We start from the raw sequence: 22464 nt of genomic DNA on the forward strand, positions 1-22464 counted from the left end.
CAGGCTGTTCTGAGGTCCGCATATGGCTGAACTTTCCGATATTCCCGATCACGACGCTGCGCTTGCCGAGACCTGTGTCGACAGCAAGACGGTCCATCAAGGTCCGTTTCTGACGGTCAAGTGCGATACCGTGCGCTTGCCGGACGGCAAGCAGGCGACTCGCGAATACGTGCAGCATCCGGGCGCCGTGATGGTGATTCCGTTGTTCGACGACGGCCGCGTGCTGCTGGAGAGCCAGTACCGCTATCCAATGGGCAAGGTCATGGTCGAATATCCGGCTGGCAAGCTCGACCCGAACGAGAGCGCGCTGTCCTGCGCAATCCGTGAGCTGCGCGAAGAAACCGGCTATACGGCGCGCGAATACGTGTACTTGACGCGCGTTCACCCGATTATTTCCTATTCCACCGAATTCATTGATATCTACCTCGCGCGCGGTCTGACGGCGGGCGAGCGCAAGCTCGACGACGGCGAGTTTCTCGAACTCTTCACGGCGACTGTCGCGGAGGTGTCGGAGTGGGTGCGCACCGGCAAGATCACCGATGTGAAGACGATCATCGGCACGTTCTGGCTGGAGAAGGTGTTGTCTGGCGCATGGCCGACGGCCGCGCCTGAATAATGCGCTGCGGCGCGCAGCCGCGTTGAATCTGCGAAAAAAGAAGCCCCTGCCGGTCTATGACCAGCAGGGGCTTTGTCATTATGGGATGCGATTTCGAGCGAGTGCCTGGCGCAACGTCGGAAAAACTGTGTCTTCTTCCTATGTCATCCGGCAGTCTCGCCCAGCAGCCGTCATCGCGCTAGTATGAATCTTCGATTGCGGCGTTTGCCATTACTTTATTTTGGATAACGAACGATATGAGATGGGGTTTGATTTCGGGCGTAGTCATGGTTGTCACTTGACAACCATGACTACGCCCGCTAAATTGGGAGGGTGTCGATGGTCAGAGGAAGCCACTCTAAGAAGGAAATCGAGGCCGCATTGGCCCATGCCGAGAAAAACGGCTGGCGCATTCGGAGCGGCGGGAAAGGCCACGCCTGGGGCAAGATTTACTGTCCTTGCAAAGACGCGGAATGTCGTTGCGGGGAGTTCTGCATATCGAGCGTCTGGAGTACGCCGAAAAATTCGGGCAACCACGCTAGGCACTTGCGGCGCATCGTCGACAACTGCACGGCTGGCCGATAGCAGAGAGGTTTAATGCCGTAGGGTTAGATTGGATCAAGGCAGGAGTAACGTATGGAATATGTGTTCACCTTGAAGTACCGGCTCGCTGCGCACGACTGCGATGTCGACGAGATCGTCGAACGGCTGGGCGAAGCAGGCTGCGACGACGCAACCGTGGGCCTGGGGCAGCCTGGCCGCATCGCGCTGCTCTTTTCTCGCGAAGCTGCGTCCGCGTTCGAGGCGCTGGTCAGCGCACTCAAAGACATCAAACGAGCGGTGCCCTCCGCGCGGCTTGTCGAGGCGGGGCCGGATTTCGTCGGTCTCACCGACGTTGCGGAGGTTGCCGGCGTGTCGCGACAGAACATGCGCAAGTTGATGCTGAGCCACGCAATCGATTTCCCTGCCCCTGTCCACGAGGGCAGTGCATCGGTTTGGCATCTGTCGGACATTCTTGACTGGCTGACCGAGCGCGGCGGGTATGACATCAAGGCAGACGTGGCGGATGTCGCGAAATCGGCAAAGCAGATTAATCTTGCTAAGGAAGTGCGCGAACTCGAGCCGCGGTTTAACCGCCAACTCGAAAGTCTGGTCGCATAGCGACCGCGACAGCGGTCAGTGCGCAGAGGCAGCGGGCTCGATGCGATCGGCAGCTCTCGGCGCAAAGCGTTAAAATCGCGCACCACGTTCGATTTGACAACAATGTCCGGCGTTGGCGCGGCGTCCGCGAAATTTTGCGAACGACCGTTCACAAAATTCGATTTTGCGCTAAACTGGCACGCAAGCCCTGATTCCACATGAAGGTCCTCGATTTACAGTGTCCGCATGGCCATCGGTTCGAAGGCTGGTTCGCTTCGGCTGATGACTTTGAATCGCAGCAGTCCCGCAAGCTCGTCGAATGTCCGATCTGCGGTGCGAACGAAGTAAGCCGTTTGCCGTCGGCACCGCGCCTGAATCTATCGGGCGCGACCGAGACGAAGCCGCCGGCGGGCGCAGGTGAAATGCAGGCGCGTGTCATGCGCGCTGTGCGTGAGGTACTGGAAAAGACCGAGAACGTGGGCGACCGCTTCGCCGAGGAAGCGCGGCGCATTCACTACAATGAAGCGCCCGCACGCAATATTCGCGGTGTCACGACACCTGAAGATGCGCGCGCCTTGGTCGAAGAAGGCATCGAAGTGATGCCGCTACCGGTCCCAGCTGCTCTGAAGGAACCGCTGCAATAGCGCAGTGGCTCTCTGGCGGGGGGTGGTCGCGGCCAGGAGACACGACGCATGAATCTGGACTATTCCCCCGCAGACGACGCGTTCCGCGCCGACATCCGCGCCTGGCTCGAAGCGAATCTGCCTCGCGAGCTGAGCGACAAGGTACTCAATCACAAGCGTCTTTCCCGCGAAGACTTCGCAAGCTGGCACAAGCTGCTCGGCACTCGGGGCTGGTCGGTGATCGCGTGGCCGCGAGAATACGGCGGCCCGGGCTGGGACGCGACCCAACGGCACATCTGGGAAGAAGAGTGCGCGCGTATCGGCGCGCCGTCCGTGTTGCCATTCGGCGTTTCGATGGTGGCGCCGGTGCTGATGAAATACGGCAATGAGGCACAGAAGCGCCATTATTTGCCACGTATTCTCGACGGCACGGACTGGTGGTGCCAAGGCTATTCCGAGCCGGGCTCCGGTTCCGATCTGGCGTCGCTGCGTACGCGCGCCGAGCGCGTCGGTGACCATTACCTGGTCAACGGTCAGAAGACCTGGACCACGCTGGGCCAATACGCAGACATGATGTTCTGCCTCGTGCGCACCGACAGTGGCGCCAAGAAGCAGGAGGGCATCTCTTTCCTGCTGATCGACATGAAAACGCCGGGCATCACCGTGCGCCCCATCATCACGCTCGACGAGGAGCACGAGGTCAACGAGGTGTTCTTCGAAGACGTGAGGGTGCCGGTCGAAAACCTGGTTGGTGAAGAGAATCGCGGTTGGACCTATGCAAAGTATCTGCTCGGCCATGAGCGTACGGGGATTGCGCGCGTCGGACAGTCGAAGCGCGAACTCGTATTCCTGAAGCGCGTCGCGCTGGATCAAAAGAAGAATGGCAAACCGTTGCTGCAAGATCCGGTTTTCGCCGCGAAAGTCGCGAGCCTCGAGATCGAGCTGATGGCGCTCGAGGTCACCGTGCAGCGCGTGGTCGCCAACGAGGCAGGCGGGCGTGGACCGGGACCGGAAGCATCGATGCTGAAAATCAAAGGCACGGAAGTGCAGCAGGCGCTGACCGAGCTGATGTTCGAGGCAATCGGGCCGCTCGCCGCGCCGTTCGATCCGCAGTTCCTCGAAGGTGAACGCGAGCATAGCGTCGCGGGCGACGACGATGCCGCGCCGCTGGCCGCGTACTACTTCAACTACCGCAAGACGTCGATTTACGGTGGCTCGAACGAAATTCAAAAGAACATCATCGCTCAGATGATTCTCGGACTTTGAGGAGCGGCGCATGGACTTCACTTTCAACGACGAACAGCAGCAATTCACCGACGCGCTGCGCCGCTATCTGGACAAGAGCTACGGCTTCGAAGCACGTCAGGCGATCGTGCGCTCGGAAGCCGGTCTGTCGGACACGCAATGGGCCGCCTTGACGGAGCTGGGCTTGACTGCGTTGCCCGTGCCGGAAGCGCAAGGCGGATTCAACGGCGGTCCGATCGATATGCTGGTGGTCATGCAGGAGCTTGGCCGCGCACTGGTCGTCGAGCCTTATTGGGCGACCGCGGTCGGCATCGAGGCGCTGCGCCTCGCGGGCACCGGCGAGGGTGAGGACGCGTCATTGCTCGAACGCGCCGCGCAGGGCGAGATCAAGCTGGCCGTCGCATTTCACGAGCCGCACGCGCGCTACGACCTGTTTGAAGTCGCCACGACCGCGAGTGCAGAGGGCGAACAGCAGACATTGAGCGGCACGAAATCGGCCGTGCTGCATGGCGCGCAAGCCCACGCTTGGATCGTGCCGGCCCGGTTGAACGGCGAGATCGCGCTCTTTGTCGTCGCGCGCGACGCGGCCGGCGTCAAAATCACGGACTACCGCACGATCGACGGTCAACGCGCCGCCACGCTCGAGTTCAACCGCACCCCCGCGCGCCGGCTCGCCGGCAAACATGCGGGCGCGGCGGCGCTCGAACATATCGCGGACTACGGCACCTTGCTGCTGTGCGCGGAGGCGATCGGGGCGCTCGACGCGCTGAACATCGCGACTGTCGACTACACCAAGACGCGCCAGCAATTCGGCCAGCCGATCGCACGCTTTCAGGCCTTGCAGCATCGCATGGTCGAAATGCTGATTCACGCTGAGCAGGCACGTTCGATCACCTATCTGGCCGCCATGCGCTACAGCAGCGAAGACGCTGACGAGCGGCGCCGCGCGGTCTCGGCAGCCAAGGTCCGGGTCGGTCAGGCCGCGCGCTTCGTCGGGCAGCAGGCGGTTCAGCTGCATGGCGGCATGGGTGTCACGAACGAAGTGGCCGCGGCGCATCTGTTCAAGCGCCTCGCCATCATCGAAACCACGCTGGGCGATGTCGATCACCATCTCGCGCGGTTTGCCGCGTTGCCCGGCTTCGCGACCGCCGAAGCCTGATCGGCGCGCTCAACCCGACAAAAAGGAGGTGCGACCATGAGAGTCAGTTTCGAGGACATGGTGGTGGGTACGACCATCGAAATCGGCAAGCACACGTTCACGCGTGAGGAGATCGTCGAATTCGCGCAGAAGTTCGATCCGCAGCCGTTTCATCTGGACGAAGCCGCGGCGGCCGAGTCGCCGTTTCGCGGCCTGGTGGCAAGCGGCTGGCATACCTGCTCGGTGATGATGGGCATGCTGGTGCGCAACGTGCTCGCGGACTCCACGTCGATGGGCTCGCCCGGCATCGACGAGATTCGCTGGCTGAAGCCGGTGCGCGTCGGCGACACGATTACGATGATGAACGTCGTGGTCGACAAGCGCGTTTCAGAGAGCAAGCCGGATCGCGGCATCGTGTCGACGTGTTGGGAGGGCATCAATCAGCACGGCGAAACAGTGATCACGGTGCGCTCGAAGGGCATGTTCGGGCTGCGCCATCCGCGAGCCGCATCATGACGGCCAGCGCGGCGCCTGTCGCTGCTTTCCGCAATGCGGCGGCCTTGCGTGCGCTGGTCGGCACCGAGCCATTGCTCAGTGAGTGGTTGACGGTCGATCAGGCCAAGGTCGAACGTTTTGCCGAGGCCACCGGCGATCATCAGTGGATTCATGTCGATCCGGAGCGGGCGAGGCGCGAGTCGCCATTCGGCGGCCCGGTCGCGCATGGTTTTTTGACGTTGTCGTTGATCCCCGCTTTGCTGGGCAAGACGCTTGCGCTCGAACAACGCATGGGCGTCAATTACGGATTGAACCGCGTGCGGTTCACAGCACCGGTGCTGGTCGGTTCGCAACTGCGCGCGAAATTCGCAGTGGAGTCCGTTGGCGACATCGACAACGCCGGCGTGCAGGTGGAGTGGACCGTGACCTTGGAGAAGCAGGGCAGCGACCGTCCGGTGTGCGTCGCGGAGTTCATCACGCGGCATTATTTTTAACGCTGCGGCACGTGCATGCCGCAAAAAAAAAAGCGCGAACGGCATTCATGCCGGTTCGCGCTTTTTTGTGGCTGCTGTGGCGTAGGTGGCACCCGCAGGCAATTGCCAACGCCAGTGCGTCGCCGCAAAAACTAATGCTTCGCGTATTGCGTCGCGCCGAACAGCACTTCTTTCGCCTTGTCGTCCATTAGCGGCACACGGGCGGACGCCAGCACTTCGACGCCGCGCACCACCGCCGGCCGCGCGGCAATCTCTTCGTGCCAGCGTTTCACGTTTGGAAACGCATCGAGGTCGACGCCCTGGTTTTGCCATGAACGGGTCCACGGAAACGCGGCGATGTCAGCGATCGTATAGTGATTGCCCGCGAGGTACTGTGTCTTCCCGAGTTGCGTGTCCATCACGCCATACAGGCGCCGCGTTTCGTTCGTGTAGCGATTGATCGCATAGTCGAGCTTCTCGGGCGCGTAAATGCGGAAGTGGTGGGTTTGCCCAAGCATCGGACCCAGACCGCCCATCTGGAACATCAGCCATTGCAGCACCGCATAGCGCGAGGCCGGATCGGCCGGCAGAAACTTGCCGGTTTTCTCGGCGAGATAAATCAGGATCGCGCCCGACTCGAACAGCGCGAACGGTTTGCCGTCGCCGCTTTTCGGACCTTCGGAATCGACGATTGCCGGGATCTTGTTGTTCGGACTGATTGCGAGAAATTCGGGCGTGAACTGGTCTCCTGCGCCGATGTTCACAGCGTGCACGTTGTACGGTAGGCCCGTTTCTTCGAGCATGATGTGAACCTTGTGGCCGTTCGGGGTCGCCCAGCTATAGACATCGATCATCCTGGCTCCTTGTTCGTGAAAGCGGCGCCGCAAAACAGGGCGCCGACATTGACGAAAATTAGAGCATAGATCGCACGATGCTGCTTGCGGCGCGGCAGGCGGCTCTGGCCGCCTGCAGCCAACCCGCGCTCACCCATCGCTTAGACCCGCGTGACCGGCATCTCCACGCTAGCGGCCGCGCCCGCATCCATATGACGCGCGAGTTCGAGCTTGGCGATGGCGTTGCGGTGCACCTCGTCAGGGCCGTCGGCGAAGCGCAGCGTTCTTGCCGATGCGTACGCATACGCGAGCGGGAAGTCGTCGCTGACGCCGCCGCCGCCATGCGCCTGGATCGCCCAGTCGATCACCTGGCAGGCCATGTTCGGCGCGACCACCTTGATCATCGCGATCTCGCCGCGCGCGCCCTTGTTGCCGACGGTGTCCATCATGTACGCGGTTTTCAGCGTCAGAAGGCGCGCCTGTTCGATCATGCAACGGGCCTCCGCGAGGCGCTCCTGCGTGACGCCTTGCGCCGCCACCGGCTTGCCGAATGCGACGCGTTGCAGCGAGCGCTTCGCCATCAGTTCCAGCGCGCGCTCGGCGAGGCCGATCAAACGCATGCAGTGATGGATGCGTCCCGGCCCGAGCCGGCCTTGGGCGATCTCGAAGCCGCGGCCTTCGCCGAGCAGCATGTTGCTGGCGGGCACGCGCACGTTGTCGAGCGTGATTTCCATGTGGCCGTGCGGCGCATCGTCGTAGCCGAACACGGTGAGCGGGCGGTGCACGGTGATGCCGGAGGCGTCGGCGGGAACGAGGATCATCGACTGCTGCTGGTGGCGCGGCGCGTCGGGATCGGTCTTGCCCATCACGATGTAGACCTTGCAGCGCGGATCGCCCGCGCCGGAGGACCACCACTTGTGACCGTTGATCACGTAGTAGTCGCCATCGCGCACGATGCTGGTCTGGATATTGGTCGCATCGGACGACGCCACTTCCGGCTCGGTCATCAGAAACGCCGAACGGATGTGCCCTTGCAGCAGTGGTTCGAGCCACTCGCGCTTATTCTCGTCGCTGCCGTAGCGTTCGATCGTCTCCATGTTGCCGGTGTCGGGCGCGTTGCAGTTGAACACCTCCGGCGCCCAGGGCACGCGGCCCATGATCTCGCACAGCGGCGCGTATTCGAGATTCGTCAGCCCGGCGCCGCGCGTCGACTCGGGCAGGAACAGGTTCCACAAGCCGGCGTCGCGCGCCTTCTGTTTGAGTTGCTCGATCAGCTCGGTCGGCAGCCATGCATTGCCGTTCTGGCGATTGCGCGCAATCTCCGCGTAGAACGCCTGCTCGTTCGGATAAATGTGCTCGTCGAAAAAAGCGAGCAGCTTTTCGCGCAACGCCTGAACCTTCGGGGTGTAATCGAAATTCATCTGAGACCTCGCGGATAACGGACAGCGGATGATGTTGGATCAGGGCGCGTAGCCTGGGGCGCGTAGCGGGGCACACGTAGCCCGGCTCGCCAACCCGGCTAACGCACTTTCTGCGCGTAGCGCCATGCAAGCTCGGCCATCGGCTTCGCGCGACGCCCCGCATCGAGCGCCTGCGCGCTGGACGCGGTGCCGTCGACGACGCGCTTCATGATCCCTTGCAGGATCGCGGCGATGCGGAACATGTTGTACGCCAGATAAAAATTCCAGTCGCCGTGAATCTCGAAGCCGGTCCGCTTGCAATAACGTTCGACGTATTGGGCTTCATCGGGAATGCCGAGCGCGGCCCAATCCAGACCCGCAATGCCACGGAATTGCGCCGGATCGACATGCCACGCCATGCAGTGATAGGCGAAGTCGGCGAGCGGATCGCCCAGTGTGGACAACTCCCAGTCGAGCACCGCGAGCACGCGCGGCTCGTGCGGATGGAAGATCAGATTGTCGAGCCGGTAGTCGCCATGCACGACCGATGCGCGCGCGCCCGTTTCGGCTGGCATATGCTGCGGCAGCCATTCGATCAGGCGCTGCATCGCGTCGATCGGTTCGGTCTCGGACGCAAGATACTGCTTGCTCCAGCGGCCGATCTGGCGTGCGAAGTAATTGCCGGGCTTGCCGTAGTCGGCGAGACCCGCGGCTTCTACGTCGACGCTGTGCAATGCCGCGATCACCCGGTTCATTTCGCCGTAGATCGCCGCGCGTTCGGCGGGCGTCATGCCGGGCAGCGACTGGTCCCACAACACCCGGCCTTCGACGAACTCCATCACGTAGAACGCACGGCCGATCACGCTTTCGTCCTCGCACAGCGCGAGCATTCGTGCGACCGGCACCTCGGTGTCGGCCAGCGCGCGCATCACGCGGTATTCACGTTCGATGGCGTGCGCGGACGGCAGCAGTTTCGCGGCGGGGCCGGGCTTCGCGCGCATCACGTATGAGCGCGACGGCGTGACCAGTTTGAACGTGGGATTGGACTGGCCGCCGGCGAATTGCTCCAGCGTGAGCGGTCCGGCAAACCCGTCGACATGCCGGGTCAGCCACGCAGAGAGCGCGTCACTGTCGAAGCGCTGCTGCTCGTTGACCGGGCGTGTGCCCTCGAAGGACGAATAATCCGGCTTGTGTTCGGGTTCGCCGGTCTGTGTGGCTTGCACCATGTGTCTCCTCCAGTTCGGGTTCAGCGACGCTTGAATTGAACGAATTGCGCGTAGAGCATTTCCATCGTGGTGTTGCGCACGTCGCGATGCAGCGGCGACGGCGGTGAATAGTTGAGCGTGCGCAGCACCCAGTCGCGCGGCGCCGCGCCGACGTCGAGCGCGTTGATGCAGCCGGTGGCCTGCGACAGATGGCCGAAGAACGTGCGCCCGCCCGCGGTGATCGCATGCGACAGGATGGCGCGGTTCACGCCGCCATGCAGGACCAGCAGAACGGTGTCCCACGAGCTGTCCTCGCGCAGCGCCGCGACCGCCGGCAGCACGCGATCGAACAATGCGCCGATGGTTTCGCCGTCGAGAAAGCGCGTGCTTTCCGGCACGATGCCGTCGAACACGCCGAGAAAAGCCGCCTCGATATCCTGCTGCGGAATGCTGCCGAGCTTGCCGCCGCGAATCTCCTGCCACGCGGGCTCGATCTCGAGTTCGATGTGCTGGCCCGTCTCGGCCAGCACGCGCTGCGCGGTTTCGACCGTGCGCGGCAAACCGCTGACGATCACGCGGTCGAACCGCACCTGCTGTTCGGCGAACACGCGGCCCGCCGCACTTGCCTGTTCGCGGCCGTTCGCGTTCAAGGGCACGGTCTCGGGGTCGATTGCGCGGCCGGAGTCGTCGAAGTAGGTGACGTCGCCGTGACGCATCAGGAAAATGCGGCGGCGTTTGGGCAGTTGATAGTCGGACATGGTGGGCGGGTTCTCTCCTGGGTGGCGCGCGGATTATTTGTAGACCGGAGCGCGTTTTTCGAGGAACGCGGAAATCCCCTCGAGACCGTCGCGATGATGCAGCGACGCGACGAAGCTATCGCGCTCGGCGATCAGATGGTCGGCCAGCGGTTGCGTGCCGGCAGCGCCGATCAACCCTTTGATGCGCGCGACCGAGTTGGGCGAGATCTTGCCGAGTTCGTCGGCCCAGGCAACGGCGGTGTCGCGTGCGGTGCCGGCCTTCGTCAGCTTGTTGACGACGCCCAGTTCGTGCAGACGCGCGGCGCCGATCGGCTTGCCTTCGATCAGCACTTCAGTGGCCAGCTGGCGCGGCAGCGCCTGAGCGAGGAACCACGAGCCGCCGCCGTCGGGTGTCAGGCCCACGCGTGCATACGACATCACGAATTTGGCGTCGTCCGCGGCCACGATCAGGTCGCACGCGAGCGCGAGCGAAAATCCCGCGCCGGCGGCGGCGCCATCGACCGCCGCGATCACCGGCTTCGACGACAGGCGCAGCGCCGAAATCCATTGGCCGAGCAGATCGATGCTCTCCGCTTGCACGGCAGGATCTTTCGCCCGGTTTTCGAGCAGGCGGTTCAGATTGCCGCCCGCGCAAAAAAAGTTGTCGGCACCGGTGATCACGACGGCGCGGATCGACGGATCGCGCTCCACCGAATCGAGCGCTTCGATCCCGGCCGCATACATGTCCGGATGCAGCGCGTTGCGTGCGCCGGGGTTCGACAGCGTGAGGATCAGTGTCGATTCGCTTTCGGTCGGGCGCGAGGTCAGCAGTTCGGCGCTCATGCTTGGGTCTCCGTGTGTGTTTGCGATTGAAGGTCCGCCGCGTCGCGCTGGGTCAGCGGCAGGCCGAGTTGCGCGCGCCGCGCGAGCCAGGGCGACGGACGGTAGCGTGGGTCGCCGAGCACGCTGAACATGTTGCGCAAAATCGTGAGGATGGTTTTCGCGCCGAGCGCGTCGCCGAGGGCGAGCGGGCCGCGCGGATAACCGAGGCCGAGCGTCACGGCGAGATCGATATCGTCCGGCGTGGCGATCTGCTTTTGCGCGATGTCGCAGCCGATGTTGACGATCGTCGCCACCACACGTTGCGCGACGAAGCCGGTCGAGTCGCGGATCACGGTGACGGGCACGCCATCGGCGGCGAACAGCGCATGCGCGGCGTCACGTGCGGCGCGCGTGGTGGCCGGCGTGGTCATCAGCGTGCGGCGTTGCGCGCCGACGAGCGGGAAGAGCGCGTCGACGGCGACGACGCGGCTCGCATCAAGCGCTTCGTCGACCGCCGCGGTGGTCGCGTCATGGCCGAACGGCGTGACGACGATCAGCGAGTCCGCTGCGGGCGCGGCGCCGCCGTCGAGCTTTATGCCAGCTTTGCTGATGAGTTCCACGACGGCGTCATGGGCTTGCGGATAACGCGCGCTGACCCACACGCTTTTCGGCAGTTCGGTGGGCGCGGGCGCTTCGGCCGCCACCTGCTGCTTGCCGTCGACGTAGCGGTAAAAGCCTTCTCCCGTCTTGCGGCCGATCAATCCGCCCGCGAGCCGCGTGCCGGTGATCGGCGACGGCGTGAAGCGCGGTTCTTCGTAGAACTGATGATAGATCGACTCCATCACCGGATGCGAGACGTCCAGCGCCGTCAGGTCCAGCAGCTCGAACGGCCCGAGGCGAAAGCCCGCCTGCTCGCGCATGATGCGATCGATGTCCGCAAAGCTCGCCACGCCTTCGCCCGCCACGCGCAGGCCCTCGGTGTTCATGCCGCGCCCCGCGTGATTCACGATGAAGCCGGGCATATCCTTCGCGCGCACTGGCGTATGGCCCATGCGGCGCGCGAGGTCCATCAGCGCGTCGCCCGCGGCCGGATCGCTGCGTAGTCCGTCGATCACCTCGACGACTTTCATCAGCGGTACGGGATTGAAGAAGTGATAGCCGACCACGCGTGACGGGTCGGTGCAGCCGGCGGCGATCGCGGTGATCGACAGTGACGACGTGTTGGACGCCAGCACGCAACGGCCACTCACCACGGTCTCGAGTTCGCGAAAGAGCGCCTGCTTCACGTCGAGCTTTTCGACGATCGCCTCGACGACCAGATCGCAGCCGGCCAGCCCGCCGAGCGCTTGCGCGCCGCTGACGTTGGCGAGCGCCGCGAGCGAGCGGGCCTCGTCGAGCTTGCCTTTGGACGTCAGTTTGGCGAAAGTCTCGGCGAGGTAGTCGCGCGCGGCGCCGATGGCGGCGGGGTTGGTGTCGTACAGACGCACCTTCAGGCCCGCCAGCGCGGCGATCTGCGCAATGCCGCGACCCATTGCACCGGTTCCGACAATGCCGATAGTCTCGATATTGAAATTGCGAGAGTTCATTGTGAGGCTCGGCTCCATGGTTTTTTAGAATAGCACGATCGTGCAATTTACTGGATGATTGTTCGAAGGCCGCTGTTTTGACTGTGTTGCGCGGTCTCATACCACTCGAAGGAAGGAGACACCGGATGATCAAGCTGTGCGGTTTCGCGCTCTCTAACTACTACAACAAAGTAAAGTTCGTGCTTCTCGAACACGGTATTCCGTTCGAAGAGGTGCCCGTGCTGCCCAGCCAGGACAAGGCCATGCTCGAGCATTCGCCGCTCGGCAAGGTGCCTTACCTGCAGACCGAGGAGGGCGATCTGTGCGAATCGCAATGCATCGTCGAGTATCTGGCCGCGCGCTTTCCCGACAAGCGGATATTCTCCGCTGACCCATGGGAGGCGGCCAAAGAGCGCGAGATGATCATGTTCGTCGACGTGCATCTCGAACTGAGCGCGCGCAATCTCTACAAGGAAGCGTTTTTCGGCGGGACCGTGAGCGATGCGACTAAAGGACGGGTCGAGAAACTGCTCGCGCATCACATCGCCGGTTTCAGGCGAATCGCGAAGTTCGGGCCGCATCTGTGCGGCGAGCGTTTCAGCGTAGCGGATACCGCTGGGTATGTGAGCCTGCCGCTGGTGGGCATGGCCACGCAGACCATCTACGGCCGCGATTTTCTGCTCGACGCGGGCCTCGACTGGAAGCGCTATGTGAAGACGATCAACGCGCGGCCGGCCGCGCAACGTGTGACCGAGGACCGCAAAGCGTATATCGCGGCGACGCGCCCGGCTTGATGGGGGGCGCCGCCGCTGGGACAGGCCAACGTGTGCCACGCACTCATTGGCCGCTGCGCGCGCTAGCGAGGAACATGGGTTCGTTCGCAGCATCGCGCAGGGCACCCTAGAGCCGCGCCAGCCGTTCGAGCGCGGTGGCGAGGGTGTGCTCCTGCTTGGCAAAGCAGAAGCGCACCACGCCCGATTCATGCGCCTCGCGATAGAACGCGGAGACCGGAATGGCCGCGACGCCGATTTCCCCGGTCAGCCATTGGGCAAACTCGGCTTCGGGCAAATCGCTGATCGCCGAATAATCGACGCACTGAAAATACGTGCCCGTGCAGGGCAGCAACTTGAAACGCGACTTCGCGAGGCCCGCGCGGAAGAAGTCACGCTTCTTCTGATAAAAAGCCGGCAGCTCGAGATACGGCGCCGGATCTCGCATGTATTCGGCCAGACCGACCTGCATCGGCGTATTGACCGTGAACACGTTGAACTGGTGCACCTTGCGGAACTCCGCGGTGAGCGCGGCGGGGGCCGCCACGTAGCCGACCTTCCATCCCGTCACGTGATAGGTCTTGCCGAAGCTCGACACCACGAAGCTGCGCTGCGCCAGTTCCGGGTAACGGGCGACGCTCTCGTGCGGCGCGCCGTCGTAGACCATGTGTTCGTAGACCTCGTCGGAGAGGATCAGCACGTTGGTGCCGCGCACGATCTCTGTGAGCCTGCGCATGTCCTGCGCGCGCCAGACCGTGCCGGTCGGATTGTGCGGCGTGTTGATCAGCAGGAGCCGCGTTTTCGGCGTGATCGCGGCGGCGAGTTTGTCGAACGGGATCGCGTAGCCGGGCGCGTCGAGCGTGACGAAGACCGGCTTGCCGCCGGCCAGTTCGATCGACGGTAAATAGCTGTCGTAGGTCGGCTCGACCACGACTACTTCGTCACCCGGATGAACGGCGCAGAGAATCGCGGTCAGCAAGGCCTGCGTGGCGCCCGCGGTCACGGTGATCTCGGTGGTCGCGTCGTAGCGGCGGCCGTACAGGTTCGCGATCTTGTCCGAGATCGCCTCGCGCAGCGGCGCGACACCGGCCATCGGCGGGTACTGGTTGTGGCCGTCGCGCATCGCGTTCGCGACCGCGTCGACAATGCGCGGATCACAGCCGAAGTCGGGAAAGCCCTGGCCCAGATTCACCGCGCCTTTTTCGGCGGCAAGTGCGCTCATCACGGTGAAAATCGTCGTGCCGACATTCGGCAGGCGAGAAGGAAACGAGGGACTCGTGGGCGTGTCGTGCGGTGCATTCATGGCGCTGTCCGGAGCGTGGGCGAGTGGGTTGGCGAAATAGGCGAGTGGCGCCGTTTGCGAGGCCCGAAGCCTGATTGTAGGGAATCGCGGCGCTGCGTGCGCGTCGCGAGGCCCGCGTTGGCCGTTCGGGCAGGGTTCATCCCGCCGCGCTCACGCTGGCGCGGCTTCGCCAACGGCGCTCAACGAAGCGCTGATGGCGGCGACGAACGGCGCCGGCTGGGCGATCTGGAAGCCGAAGTCGCGCGCAATACGTTTGGCGAGCTTCAACACCGCGCGATCTTTCGAAACCAGCCAGTCGGCCTGCGCGGCATGGGCGAGTTCGAGAAACTTCTGGTCGTCGCGGTCTTTGCATTTGGGCAACGGCGGCGCGTCTTCGGCGGGGGCGGCAGGGTCGACCACTCGCGCGAGCCGCGCGACGACCGCGAGCGCCGCGGCCTTGTCCACATGTCGATGCACGAATTGCGGATAGTCGAGCACATAGGCCAGTTCGGCGAGGCAGCGCGCGTCGATCAGCGCGGCCAGCGCGCCGCTTGCGAGCGCGGCTGCGATCGGCCGCGTGTGCGGATCGTCGAACACGAGAATATCGATCCAGACATTGGAGTCGAGGACGACGCGCAAAGCGCCGTGTGAGGCATGGGAACCGGGCATTCGTTACAATCTGGCTTTCGTCTTTGACCGCCAGGCACGGCGTGCCTGCAAGCCTCTATGATAATCGTTCTGTCGCCGGCGAAATCGCTCGACTACGAAACCCCGCCGCACGTCGAAAAGCACACCATTCCCGATTTCGTCGACGAAGCTGCCGAACTGATCGGCGGATTGCGCCGTTTGTCGCCGCAGCAGATTGCCTCGCTGATGGACATTTCCGACCAGCTCGCGCACCTCAATTTTCAGCGTTATGCCGAATGGTCGCCGCAATTCGGCACGCACAACGCCAAGCAGGCGGTGCTCGCATTCAATGGCGACGTGTATGAGGGCCTCAACGCGAAGACCTTGTCGCCGGCCGATCTCGACTATGCGCAGAATCACGTGCGCGTGCTGTCCGGCCTGTACGGCCTGCTGCGCCCGCTCGATCTGCTGCAACCATACCGCCTCGAAATGGGCACGCGTTTCGCCAATCCGCGTGGCAAGGATCTGTACGCGTTCTGGGGCGAGCGCATTACGCAGGCGTTGAACGCGCAACTGAAAAGGAACGCCGCGGTGTCGCCCGTGCTGGTGAATTGCGCGTCGGGGGAGTACTTCAAGTCGGTCAAGCCGAAGCTGCTCGACGCGCCCGTCGTGACACCCGTGTTCGAGGACTGGAAGGGCGGCCGCTACAAAATCATCAGCTTTCATGCAAAGCGCGCGCGCGGCCTGATGGCGCGCTACGCAGTGGAAAACCGCGTCGAGCGCCCCGAGCAGTTGAAGGACTTCGACGCCGAAGGCTATGCGTTCGTCGCCGAGGCTTCGAACGATTCCACTTACGTATTTCGCCGCCGCGTCGCTGAATAAGCGTTTCGCCGCGCACCGAGGCAGGGAACAAACATCATGACGCTATCGATTACGAGCAATTTCGACGCGGGCGCAATTGAAGTGCTGTCCTGCGAGGACGCCGGCAATATCCGTCTGCGCGTGCGGCCGGACAACCACGCCGAGTTTGCGCAGTGGTTTTACTTCCGCGTGTCGGGCGCGGCAGACACGCGCTGCGTGATGACTTTCGAAAATGCCGCCGCGTGCGCGTTCGCCGAAGGCTGGCGCGACTATCAGGCCGTGGCGAGCTATGACCGCGTGAACTGGTTCCGCGTGCCGACTTCGTATGATGGTCGCGTGCTCACCATCGACCACACGCCGGATTTCGACCGCATTTACTACGCGTATTTCGAGCCGTATAGCGAGGAGCGTCATTCGGAGTTTCTCGGCGCCGTGCAGCAGATGCCGCAGGCCGTGCTCACCGAACTGGGCAGAAGCGTCGAAGGCCGGCCCATGTCGCTGCTCACGCTCGGCACGCCGCAAACCGGAGACACGCCCAAAAAGAAGATCTGGCTGATCGCGCGCCAGCATCCGGGCGAGACGATGGCCGAATGGTTTATCGAGGGGCTCGTGAAGCGCCTCGCGGGTTGGGGCGATTGGGCGGGCGACCCGGTCGCGCGCAAGCTCTATGATCATGCGGTGTTTTACATCGTGCCGAACATGAATCCGGACGGCAGCGTGCACGGCAATCTCCGCACCAACGCCGTCGGCGCGAACCTGAATCGCGAATGGATGGAGCCGGACGCCGCACGCAGTCCGGAAGTGCGGGTGGTGCGCGATGCGATTCACGCGACGGGTTGCGACCTGTTCTTCGATATCCACGGCGACGAGGCGCTGCCCTACGTGTTCGTGGCCGGCTCCGAAATGCTGCCGGGTTTCACCGAGCGGCAGGCCCAGGAGCAGAAAGCATTCATCGACGCATTCAAGCAGGCGAGTCCCGACTTTCAGAACAAATACGGCTATGCGGCGAGCAAGTATCGTGAGGATGCGTTGAAGCTCGCGTCGAAGTACATCGGCAACGAATTCGGTTGCCTGTCGCTGACGCTGGAGATACCGTTCAAGGACAACGCCAATCTGCCCGACGAGCGGGTCGGCTGGAACGGCGAGCGCAGCGCGTCGCTCGGCGCTGCGATGCTGCAGGCGATCCTGCAGCACGTCGAAACGTTTGCCTGAAGCGGACCGCGGGCGTGGGACAAAAAACGAGGCGCACACGGTGACGTGTGCGCCTCGTTTTCATGGCGGCGGCATGGCTCGCGTCTGTGGCCGCGATGCGGCCTGGGCGGCGCCCGTCAGTGCGTTTTCTTCTTCGCCGAAGTTTTCTTGGTGGCCGTTTTGGTCGATGTCGCCTTCGACGATTTGCCCGAGCTCGACTTGGACGGCTTCGAGATCGCTTTCTTGGTCGTTTTGTCGCTCGTGGAGTGCTTGCCCTTTGTGCTCTTGTGCTTTCCCGACGCGGCGGCCGATCCCGCAGATCCGCCACTACGCGCGCGAGACGGGGGCACCGGATCGTTCCAACTGAACGCCAGCATCTGAGCGCCCACATAGCCGCAGCGGAATTTCAGCGCAGCAGGATCGCCTTCTCCGCTCTGACGGATGCCCAGCCCTTCGACCGTGACGATGTTGTCTACCTTGACGCGCTGTTTGCCCTCGTCGAACGCATCGTTCCATGGCGTGACCGACGCGTGCGCGCTGTCGAAAGAGCTGGGTGGAAATTCGACGTGATCGAAGACAGTCGAAGTGCTTGCGACAAAGTCGCCATGAGCGGCGCAGTCCGCGACTAGCGGATCTGCATGCAGGTCATTGACGAATTTGTTGACGAGGTCGTTGTGCTGTACAAGTTGATCGGCGAATGCGGGAGCGGCGCAGATGAGCGAGAGCCCCGCTGCAACTGTTGCTAACCGGCCGACTAACCGCAGCAATCGGCGCGGCGTGTTGGTGCGATCCATCTAGTTCTTTAGACGCTGATAAGACGAGAGGCAAGTAAGATGCCCGCGGAGAGGGGGGAGTTCAATCCTCGCATAAATATTTTTCCTGTCCCAGGGCGCGGGCTTGAAGGGCCTTGCAGGCGTATGCGGCTGGCCGGCCGGTGGGCGGATGCACCGGAAGTTCGCGGGAGTCAGGTGCGGGGGCCGCCCAGACGATATCTGCGCACATCATACGTGGTGACCCATGCCGGACGGTAGACCGCGATCAAGGCCGTCGACATGCCTGTGAACCAGGCTTCGCCGGTGGCGAGCAGAAGCACGCTGAATGCGTAGCCGACGGGCACCACGGTCATCGCGCCATCCGCAAGCGCGACGTGGATGCCGAGCGCTCCGGCGGCGGTGAGCGATACCGCGATGGCGGGCGAGACAAAACCCTGGCCGAAGATAAACATGAAAAGGTTGCGCGGCAGCCACGCGATGCTGATGCGCTGAAGCAGCGTTGAGATGCCGACAGGCAACGCGCCGTATACGAGAAAAGTCAGCGCGATGCCCTGCCATGGGGCGTCGAAGACGACTGCGGCGAGCCCCGTGATGACGGCCATTGCGACCAGTGCCAGCGCCCAGTCGAATAGCGTCACGATGAGCGTGGCGCCGAGCAGGTGCATCACAGTGCCGTCGTCAAGCCACGCATTGCTCGCCCACAGCACCGACACCGCGACGATGATCGCAAGCCAGACATGCTGCAGGGTGCCGTCCTGAAGTCGTTTGAAAGGGTTTTTCCACAGCGCGAGCGCGACCACTATCGCGGTGACGATCCAGCCACCGACAGCGATCCAGAACGGAAGCGGTGTGTAGAGGAAACCCATGTATCTCATATTACTCGTTGGACGAGAAAAGGTGTGAGCGGATTCCATGCCAGCCGACGCAAACGCCGCCTGAGAGTGCGTGTCGAGGCGTTCGCTCGCGCGGCGGTGGACGTCTTCTTTAGCCTTGTGGATCCGGCTCCTTCGTCCGCGTGGCGGGCGGCGCGTCCCCATAGGGCGTGCTGGGCTCGGCTGCCATTGGCAGCGGGGCGCTCGTGTCGTCGGCGGGCAACGGATACTGGAAGCGCCGCGGCTTGTGGCGTCGCAGCGGCACGACACCGGCTTGCCCCATCACGGGACGCGCCGTGCCCTCGCCGTTGCGCAGCACCTGCAAATGATTGGTCAGCCAGCCGTTGTAGAGCGCGACCGCGGCGGCGCGATTGGGTGCGCCTAGCTGCTGAAATATGCTGGTGAGGTGGATCTTGACCGTACCCTCGCTAATGCCGAGCGTGCGCGCGATCATCTTGTTGGTGCTGCCCATGTGAACGCAGCGCATGATCTGCTCCTGACGAGGCGACAATCCGCTGGAAAGCCGGGTGCGGCGGGGCGGTGGGCTCTTCGCGTCGAATATGCGGATGGCGGTATCCGGCGGCAGCGGGGGATCGAGCGCCAGTGCGCCGGGCGGCACGTAGTGACCGCCCAGCAGTACCATTTCCAACGCACGTATGATCAGGCTCGGATCCGTTTCGCGGGGTATGACGCCGAGCACGCCTTCGTCCATCAGCGCTCGCACGGTGGCCGGCGACATGTTGTCGGTCAGTACCGCGACGCGCAGATCGGGGAAGTAGCTGAGCAGCTCGCGCGCATCCGCGACAGTCATCCAGTCCTGCCAGTCGACCACGAGCAGGTCGGGACGGTGACGCTTAAACGTGCGTTCGATTTGCCGCCAGTCCTGCGCTTCCGTGAAGCGCGCCAGCCGGTCGATTTGTCTCAGCAGTGCCTTGAGTCCGTCACGTCGTTCCGCGTTTGAGTTGAGTATCGAGAATCGCATTCATGTCTCCAGATGATTCGGGCGAAGTGGCGCGACGCATCTATCCGGCATATGAGCAAGATGCCTTGCGATTCGTCGCCGTCCTATGATGACAAATTCCCTTCGACTTGACGGCCTGTCCAAAAGGCATAGGAAGGATGAGCCATCAAGCAAAAGCCCCGCTTAGCGGGGCTATTTTTCTCTGGACGGCAGCGCGCGATCACGCGCGCGTGAATGCTCAATGGAAATGCGGTTGCGCGGGCTCCGCGTCCTCCGGCATTTCCGCGTGGACGATCTCGCCGAGCGGATCGGCATAGAGCGGCACGCCGCAATCATCGCAATACTCCGGCTCGAAGCGGCCCGCGTGGCGGCGCACGTCGGTCACGCCCGTCTCCTTGAGTAGCGCGACGATTTCTTCCAGCGGATCGTCCGACGCGGCGCTCTCCTGCGGTTCTTCGTCAATGCCCGGTTCGCCGTTCTCGCGGCCGTACAGAGGCCAGACAACGCCGTAAATCACGTCATTGCTGCCGCGGCGCGTGAAGCCCACACGGTACTCGTCGATGCGTTGTTCGCCGAAGCCGGCGACCACCGCGCGCAATTCCTGCGGCGCTGCGCCAATTGTGTCGAACAGATAACGCACGGCGGTACGCACCGTATGAGGGCGCACGCTTTCGTCGGCGTCCCGGCAGGCCGAGTAGTACGCGTCCGGCAACAGGCACTCGAATTCGCAGCCCGGCAGCACCAGCGACAGATTCGCGCCTCCTTGCGTGGCCCATTGTTCAAGACATTGGCCTCGCTCGATGCGGCTACCGTGTTCCTCTTCCTGCCAACGGAATACCGGTGCGCCGACCGGCGCCGCGACGACGGCCAAGAGGAAGCGTGGGTCGGCCAGAATCGGCGAGGTTTCCGGCAGTTCGCCGAAATTGAGCTTCGCATTGCCGCCAGCCATCGCCACCTGCGCGAGTTGCTGGGCGATGCGCCAAGTTTCGACATGATGGCGCGGCAACTGGTCGATGCTGTACAGGAACGGCGCCATCGCGACGCGTGTGTCGGCCGCCAGCACATGCGCTTGCAGGTGCGCGCGCAACGCATCGGCCGCGTCGGCCTTGAGCGGGCCGGAAGGAATCACGTAGCGGGTCCACGCGAGCACGGGCGCGGCAATCAGCAGCGCTTCGTACGGCACGCCATCGTGGTCGAAGACGAACGACTCGCTGTGCGTTTCCGCCATGTCGGCGAGCGCGCCGTAAGCATCGGGATGATTTTGCTGCAAATGATCTAGCGCGGCGTCCAACGTAGTCTGGTTGGCGTTGCGGATGATCTTGGCCAGCAGCGCATCGAGCTTCGCTTCCCAGAAGCGGTCTTCGGTGCGGCTGCCCGACGCAAAGAGCGCGAGCGAGAGGCCGACAAGTTTGTCGGCATCGGGGGGGAGACGTTTGGCGATTCGCGAGCGCATAAATCCGGATATTGGGGGGCACGGAACCTTATATTGTAGTCTTTTCTATGCCACCACATTATTTGGGCGGTAACGCCCAATCGATTGGGGCGTTTCTACACGAAAAATCAGCCTGGCGGGGGGAGCCTATATCGACCTGGCCGGATGGTATAAGACGTCCCCAACACACCCCTGGAGGCGCGACTCGCTTCTATACTGACGGCGTTCAGTGGGCGCCTGACAGGCGTATGTCAATCTGTCGCCGAGGTCTGGCTCAAGAGGAGATTCATTGTGAAATCGGACCAGCTGATCGAACGTCTAGCAGCCGTATTCGCGCTGCTTGTCCTGGTGGGCGGGTCGCTTTTGGTGCTGGCGCCTTTTACGACTGCGCTTCTGTGGGGGGCCATCCTCAGTTACAGCTCGTGGGGTCTTTACCGGCGGCTGGCCGCGGCGCTCGGCGGGCGGCGCAAATGGGCCGCCACTTTGATCGTGGTCATCATTCTGATTGTCGTGCTCGGGCCGTTCGTTTACGCGGGGTTTGCGTTCGGCGCGCACGTTCACGAGATCGTTGCCCTGGTGCAAAGGCTCTTCGAAGACGGCTTGCCGGAATTGCCGGCGTGGGTCGGCCGAATTCCTCTGGTGGGTTCAAACATTCTTGCCTTTTGGGCGCATTTAACGAGCAGCGATTCGGAATTGATCGCGCAGCTGCGCACGCTCGCGGCGCCGGCCGGGAAGTGGATTCTGGCGGCGGCGCTTGCTGTCACGCACGGTCTGGGGCTGTTGGCGTTGAGTATCGTGCTCGCGTTCTTCTTTTATACCGGCGGGGAGGGGGCGGCTGCCTGGCTGAATGCGGGCATGCGACGCATCGCCGGCGAGCGTGCCGATTATCTGCTGGCACTTGCGGGCAGCACCGTGAAGGGCGTGGTCTACGGAATTCTCGGCACCGCGCTCGTGCAAGGCGTCCTGGCTGGCTTCGGCTGCTGGATTGCGGGGGTGCCAGCGCCAGCACTGCTTGGGCTGGCGACGTTCTTTTTGTCGGTGGTGCCCGGCGGTCCGGTGATTGTGTGGTTGCCTGCGGCAATCTGGCTATATCACGGCGGTGAGACCGGATGGGCAATCTTTCTGGTGGTGTGGGGCGTGCTAGCTGTCGGCATGTCTGACAACGTCATCAAGCCGATCCTGATAGGCAAGAATAGCGATATGCCGCTGATCCTCGTGATGCTGGGGATTCTGGGCGGCGCATTGGCTTTCGGTTTCCTCGGTGTTTTCATCGGACCGACGTTGCTGGCGGTCGCGTACACCGTGCTGCACGACTGGACGATTGGCGCGCCCGCGGCGCATTCGTTAGCGCCCGATCTGAAGGGGCCGGTGGTCGATGAACCGCGACGTATAGAAAAGGCGCCTTGAATGGCGTCATTCAGATA

Annotated in this window: 24 protein-coding genes; 12 read left to right on the plus strand and 12 right to left on the minus strand. The window is 63.1% G+C overall.

From position 1 onward, the window contains the following. Nucleotides 1–22: 22 nt before the first annotated feature. From PQR02_RS25680 to PQR02_RS25715, 8 genes are all read left to right on the plus strand, one after another. Entirely contained in the window at nt 23–616 is a 594-nt protein-coding gene (locus PQR02_RS25680; protein WP_408237753.1) for an NUDIX domain-containing protein, read from the plus strand. 318 nt (nt 617–934) lie between these two features. Next, nucleotides 935–1180, plus strand: coding sequence for a hypothetical protein (locus PQR02_RS25685; protein WP_408237756.1), 246 nt, complete (start codon nt 935–937; stop codon nt 1178–1180). 51 nt (nt 1181–1231) lie between these two features. Continuing rightward, the gene (locus tag PQR02_RS25690) at nt 1232–1756 is read left to right on the plus strand and encodes a helix-turn-helix transcriptional regulator (RefSeq protein WP_408237759.1); all 525 of its coding nucleotides are present in this window, start codon (nt 1232–1234) and stop codon (nt 1754–1756) included. Nucleotides 1757–1953: 197 nt separating this feature from the next. Beyond that, nucleotides 1954–2379 carry a DUF1178 family protein gene (locus PQR02_RS25695; protein ID WP_408237762.1) on the plus strand — a complete coding sequence of 142 codons (426 nt, stop codon included), beginning with the start codon at nt 1954–1956 and terminating at the stop codon, nt 2377–2379. A gap of 48 nt (nt 2380–2427) precedes the next feature. Beyond that, nucleotides 2428–3624, plus strand: coding sequence for an acyl-CoA dehydrogenase family protein (locus PQR02_RS25700; RefSeq protein WP_408237765.1), 1197 nt, complete (start codon nt 2428–2430; stop codon nt 3622–3624). 10 nt (nt 3625–3634) lie between these two features. Then, the gene (locus PQR02_RS25705; RefSeq protein WP_408237768.1) at nt 3635–4762 is read left to right on the plus strand and encodes an acyl-CoA dehydrogenase family protein; all 1128 of its coding nucleotides are present in this window, start codon (nt 3635–3637) and stop codon (nt 4760–4762) included. Between the two features lie 36 nt (nt 4763–4798). After that, entirely contained in the window at nt 4799–5257 is a 459-nt protein-coding gene (locus tag PQR02_RS25710) for a MaoC family dehydratase (RefSeq protein ID WP_408237771.1), read from the plus strand. Continuing rightward, nucleotides 5254–5730, plus strand: a complete 477-nt coding sequence (locus tag PQR02_RS25715) for a MaoC family dehydratase (RefSeq protein ID WP_408237774.1) — start codon at nt 5254–5256, stop codon at nt 5728–5730. Before PQR02_RS25710 ends, PQR02_RS25715 begins: the two co-directional genes overlap by 4 nt. A gap of 131 nt (nt 5731–5861) precedes the next feature. On the opposite strand, the gene PQR02_RS25720 is transcribed toward PQR02_RS25715, so the two are convergent. The 6 genes from PQR02_RS25720 to PQR02_RS25745 all read right to left on the minus strand — a co-directional run bounded on the left by PQR02_RS25720 (nt 5862) and on the right by PQR02_RS25745 (nt 12292). Beyond that, entirely contained in the window at nt 5862–6563 is a 702-nt protein-coding gene (locus tag PQR02_RS25720) for a glutathione binding-like protein (protein WP_408237777.1), read from the minus strand. Nucleotides 6564–6703: 140 nt separating this feature from the next. Further along, nucleotides 6704–7963, minus strand: a complete 1260-nt coding sequence (locus tag PQR02_RS25725) for an acyl-CoA dehydrogenase family protein (protein ID WP_408237780.1) — start codon at nt 7961–7963, stop codon at nt 6704–6706. Nucleotides 7964–8061: 98 nt separating this feature from the next. After that, nucleotides 8062–9168, minus strand: coding sequence for a phosphotransferase (locus PQR02_RS25730; RefSeq protein ID WP_408237783.1), 1107 nt, complete (start codon nt 9166–9168; stop codon nt 8062–8064). Nucleotides 9169–9188: 20 nt separating this feature from the next. Further along, a complete protein-coding gene (locus PQR02_RS25735) occupies nt 9189–9905 on the minus strand; it encodes a histidine phosphatase family protein (RefSeq protein ID WP_408237786.1) in 717 nt (238 codons plus the stop codon). A gap of 33 nt (nt 9906–9938) precedes the next feature. Then, nucleotides 9939–10727, minus strand: coding sequence for an oxepin-CoA hydrolase, alternative type (locus tag PQR02_RS25740; protein WP_149673705.1), 789 nt, complete (start codon nt 10725–10727; stop codon nt 9939–9941). Next, nucleotides 10724–12292 (minus strand): 3-hydroxyacyl-CoA dehydrogenase, encoded by a 1569-nt coding sequence (locus PQR02_RS25745; RefSeq protein WP_408237790.1) that lies wholly within the window; start codon nt 12290–12292, stop codon nt 10724–10726. The genes PQR02_RS25740 and PQR02_RS25745 overlap by 4 nt, the downstream gene beginning before the upstream one ends. Before the next feature lie 125 nt (nt 12293–12417). On the opposite strand from PQR02_RS25745, the gene PQR02_RS25750 reads away from it, so the two are divergent. Further along, nucleotides 12418–13065: a glutathione S-transferase family protein gene (locus tag PQR02_RS25750; RefSeq protein ID WP_408237793.1), complete on the plus strand. Its 648-nt coding sequence runs from the start codon at nt 12418–12420 to the stop codon at nt 13063–13065. Nucleotides 13066–13171: 106 nt separating this feature from the next. Here PQR02_RS25750 and PQR02_RS25755 read toward each other — a convergent pair whose 3' ends face one another. Both PQR02_RS25755 and PQR02_RS25760 read right to left on the minus strand, forming a co-directional pair. Continuing rightward, nucleotides 13172–14344, minus strand: coding sequence for a pyridoxal phosphate-dependent aminotransferase (locus PQR02_RS25755; protein WP_408237796.1), 1173 nt, complete (start codon nt 14342–14344; stop codon nt 13172–13174). Nucleotides 14345–14494: 150 nt separating this feature from the next. Continuing rightward, nucleotides 14495–14992, minus strand: a complete 498-nt coding sequence (locus PQR02_RS25760) for a putative toxin-antitoxin system toxin component, PIN family (RefSeq protein ID WP_408237799.1) — start codon at nt 14990–14992, stop codon at nt 14495–14497. A 57-nt stretch (nt 14993–15049) separates the two neighbouring features. Here PQR02_RS25760 and yaaA point away from each other — a divergent pair, with 57 nt between their 5' ends. After that, nucleotides 15050–15832 carry a peroxide stress protein YaaA gene (gene yaaA, locus PQR02_RS25765; RefSeq protein ID WP_408237802.1) on the plus strand — a complete coding sequence of 261 codons (783 nt, stop codon included), beginning with the start codon at nt 15050–15052 and terminating at the stop codon, nt 15830–15832. Nucleotides 15833–15868: 36 nt separating this feature from the next. Continuing rightward, nucleotides 15869–17023, plus strand: a complete 1155-nt coding sequence (locus tag PQR02_RS25770; protein ID WP_408237805.1) for a M14 family metallopeptidase — start codon at nt 15869–15871, stop codon at nt 17021–17023. Nucleotides 17024–17139: 116 nt separating this feature from the next. On the opposite strand, the gene PQR02_RS25775 is transcribed toward PQR02_RS25770, so the two are convergent. The 4 genes from PQR02_RS25775 to PQR02_RS25790 all read right to left on the minus strand — a co-directional run bounded on the left by PQR02_RS25775 (nt 17140) and on the right by PQR02_RS25790 (nt 21061). Continuing rightward, complete coding sequence (locus PQR02_RS25775; protein WP_408237808.1) at nt 17140–17796, minus strand: BspC domain-containing protein; 657 nt, start codon at nt 17794–17796, stop codon at nt 17140–17142. 170 nt (nt 17797–17966) lie between these two features. Then, the gene (locus PQR02_RS25780; protein ID WP_408237823.1) at nt 17967–18641 is read right to left on the minus strand and encodes an energy-coupling factor ABC transporter permease; all 675 of its coding nucleotides are present in this window, start codon (nt 18639–18641) and stop codon (nt 17967–17969) included. A gap of 118 nt (nt 18642–18759) precedes the next feature. Continuing rightward, nucleotides 18760–19629, minus strand: a complete 870-nt coding sequence (locus tag PQR02_RS25785) for a LuxR C-terminal-related transcriptional regulator (RefSeq protein ID WP_408237811.1) — start codon at nt 19627–19629, stop codon at nt 18760–18762. A 217-nt stretch (nt 19630–19846) separates the two neighbouring features. Then, nucleotides 19847–21061, minus strand: coding sequence for a DUF2863 family protein (locus PQR02_RS25790; RefSeq protein ID WP_408237814.1), 1215 nt, complete (start codon nt 21059–21061; stop codon nt 19847–19849). A 270-nt stretch (nt 21062–21331) separates the two neighbouring features. Here PQR02_RS25790 and PQR02_RS25795 point away from each other — a divergent pair, with 270 nt between their 5' ends. Continuing rightward, on the plus strand, nt 21332–22447 hold the full coding sequence (locus PQR02_RS25795; protein WP_408237817.1) for an AI-2E family transporter: 1116 nt from the start codon (nt 21332–21334) through the stop codon (nt 22445–22447). Nucleotides 22448–22464: the final 17 nt, after the last annotated feature.

Source organism: Paraburkholderia sediminicola, assembly GCF_046026895.1.
GTDB lineage: Bacteria > Pseudomonadota > Gammaproteobacteria > Burkholderiales > Burkholderiaceae > Paraburkholderia > Paraburkholderia sediminicola_C.

Coding starts and splice junctions, on each gene's coding strand:
- PQR02_RS25680 (WP_408237753.1), top strand. CDS start 23: ATGGCTGAACTTTCCGATATTCCCGATCACGACGCTGCGCTTGCCGAG.
- PQR02_RS25685 (WP_408237756.1), top strand. CDS start 935: ATGGTCAGAGGAAGCCACTCTAAGAAGGAAATCGAGGCCGCATTGGCC.
- PQR02_RS25690 (WP_408237759.1), top strand. CDS start 1,232: ATGGAATATGTGTTCACCTTGAAGTACCGGCTCGCTGCGCACGACTGC.
- PQR02_RS25695 (WP_408237762.1), top strand. CDS start 1,954: ATGAAGGTCCTCGATTTACAGTGTCCGCATGGCCATCGGTTCGAAGGC.
- PQR02_RS25700 (WP_408237765.1), top strand. CDS start 2,428: ATGAATCTGGACTATTCCCCCGCAGACGACGCGTTCCGCGCCGACATC.
- PQR02_RS25705 (WP_408237768.1), top strand. CDS start 3,635: ATGGACTTCACTTTCAACGACGAACAGCAGCAATTCACCGACGCGCTG.
- PQR02_RS25710 (WP_408237771.1), top strand. CDS start 4,799: ATGAGAGTCAGTTTCGAGGACATGGTGGTGGGTACGACCATCGAAATC.
- PQR02_RS25715 (WP_408237774.1), top strand. CDS start 5,254: ATGACGGCCAGCGCGGCGCCTGTCGCTGCTTTCCGCAATGCGGCGGCC.
- PQR02_RS25720 (WP_408237777.1), bottom strand. CDS start 6,563: ATGATCGATGTCTATAGCTGGGCGACCCCGAACGGCCACAAGGTTCAC.
- PQR02_RS25725 (WP_408237780.1), bottom strand. CDS start 7,963: ATGAATTTCGATTACACCCCGAAGGTTCAGGCGTTGCGCGAAAAGCTG.
- PQR02_RS25730 (WP_408237783.1), bottom strand. CDS start 9,168: ATGGTGCAAGCCACACAGACCGGCGAACCCGAACACAAGCCGGATTAT.
- PQR02_RS25735 (WP_408237786.1), bottom strand. CDS start 9,905: ATGTCCGACTATCAACTGCCCAAACGCCGCCGCATTTTCCTGATGCGT.
- PQR02_RS25740 (WP_149673705.1), bottom strand. CDS start 10,727: ATGAGCGCCGAACTGCTGACCTCGCGCCCGACCGAAAGCGAATCGACA.
- PQR02_RS25745 (WP_408237790.1), bottom strand. CDS start 12,292: ATGAACTCTCGCAATTTCAATATCGAGACTATCGGCATTGTCGGAACC.
- PQR02_RS25750 (WP_408237793.1), top strand. CDS start 12,418: ATGATCAAGCTGTGCGGTTTCGCGCTCTCTAACTACTACAACAAAGTA.
- PQR02_RS25755 (WP_408237796.1), bottom strand. CDS start 14,344: ATGAATGCACCGCACGACACGCCCACGAGTCCCTCGTTTCCTTCTCGC.
- PQR02_RS25760 (WP_408237799.1), bottom strand. CDS start 14,992: ATGCCCGGTTCCCATGCCTCACACGGCGCTTTGCGCGTCGTCCTCGAC.
- yaaA (WP_408237802.1), top strand. CDS start 15,050: ATGATAATCGTTCTGTCGCCGGCGAAATCGCTCGACTACGAAACCCCG.
- PQR02_RS25770 (WP_408237805.1), top strand. CDS start 15,869: ATGACGCTATCGATTACGAGCAATTTCGACGCGGGCGCAATTGAAGTG.
- PQR02_RS25775 (WP_408237808.1), bottom strand. CDS start 17,796: ATGGATCGCACCAACACGCCGCGCCGATTGCTGCGGTTAGTCGGCCGG.
- PQR02_RS25780 (WP_408237823.1), bottom strand. CDS start 18,641: ATGGGTTTCCTCTACACACCGCTTCCGTTCTGGATCGCTGTCGGTGGC.
- PQR02_RS25785 (WP_408237811.1), bottom strand. CDS start 19,629: ATGCGATTCTCGATACTCAACTCAAACGCGGAACGACGTGACGGACTC.
- PQR02_RS25790 (WP_408237814.1), bottom strand. CDS start 21,061: ATGCGCTCGCGAATCGCCAAACGTCTCCCCCCCGATGCCGACAAACTT.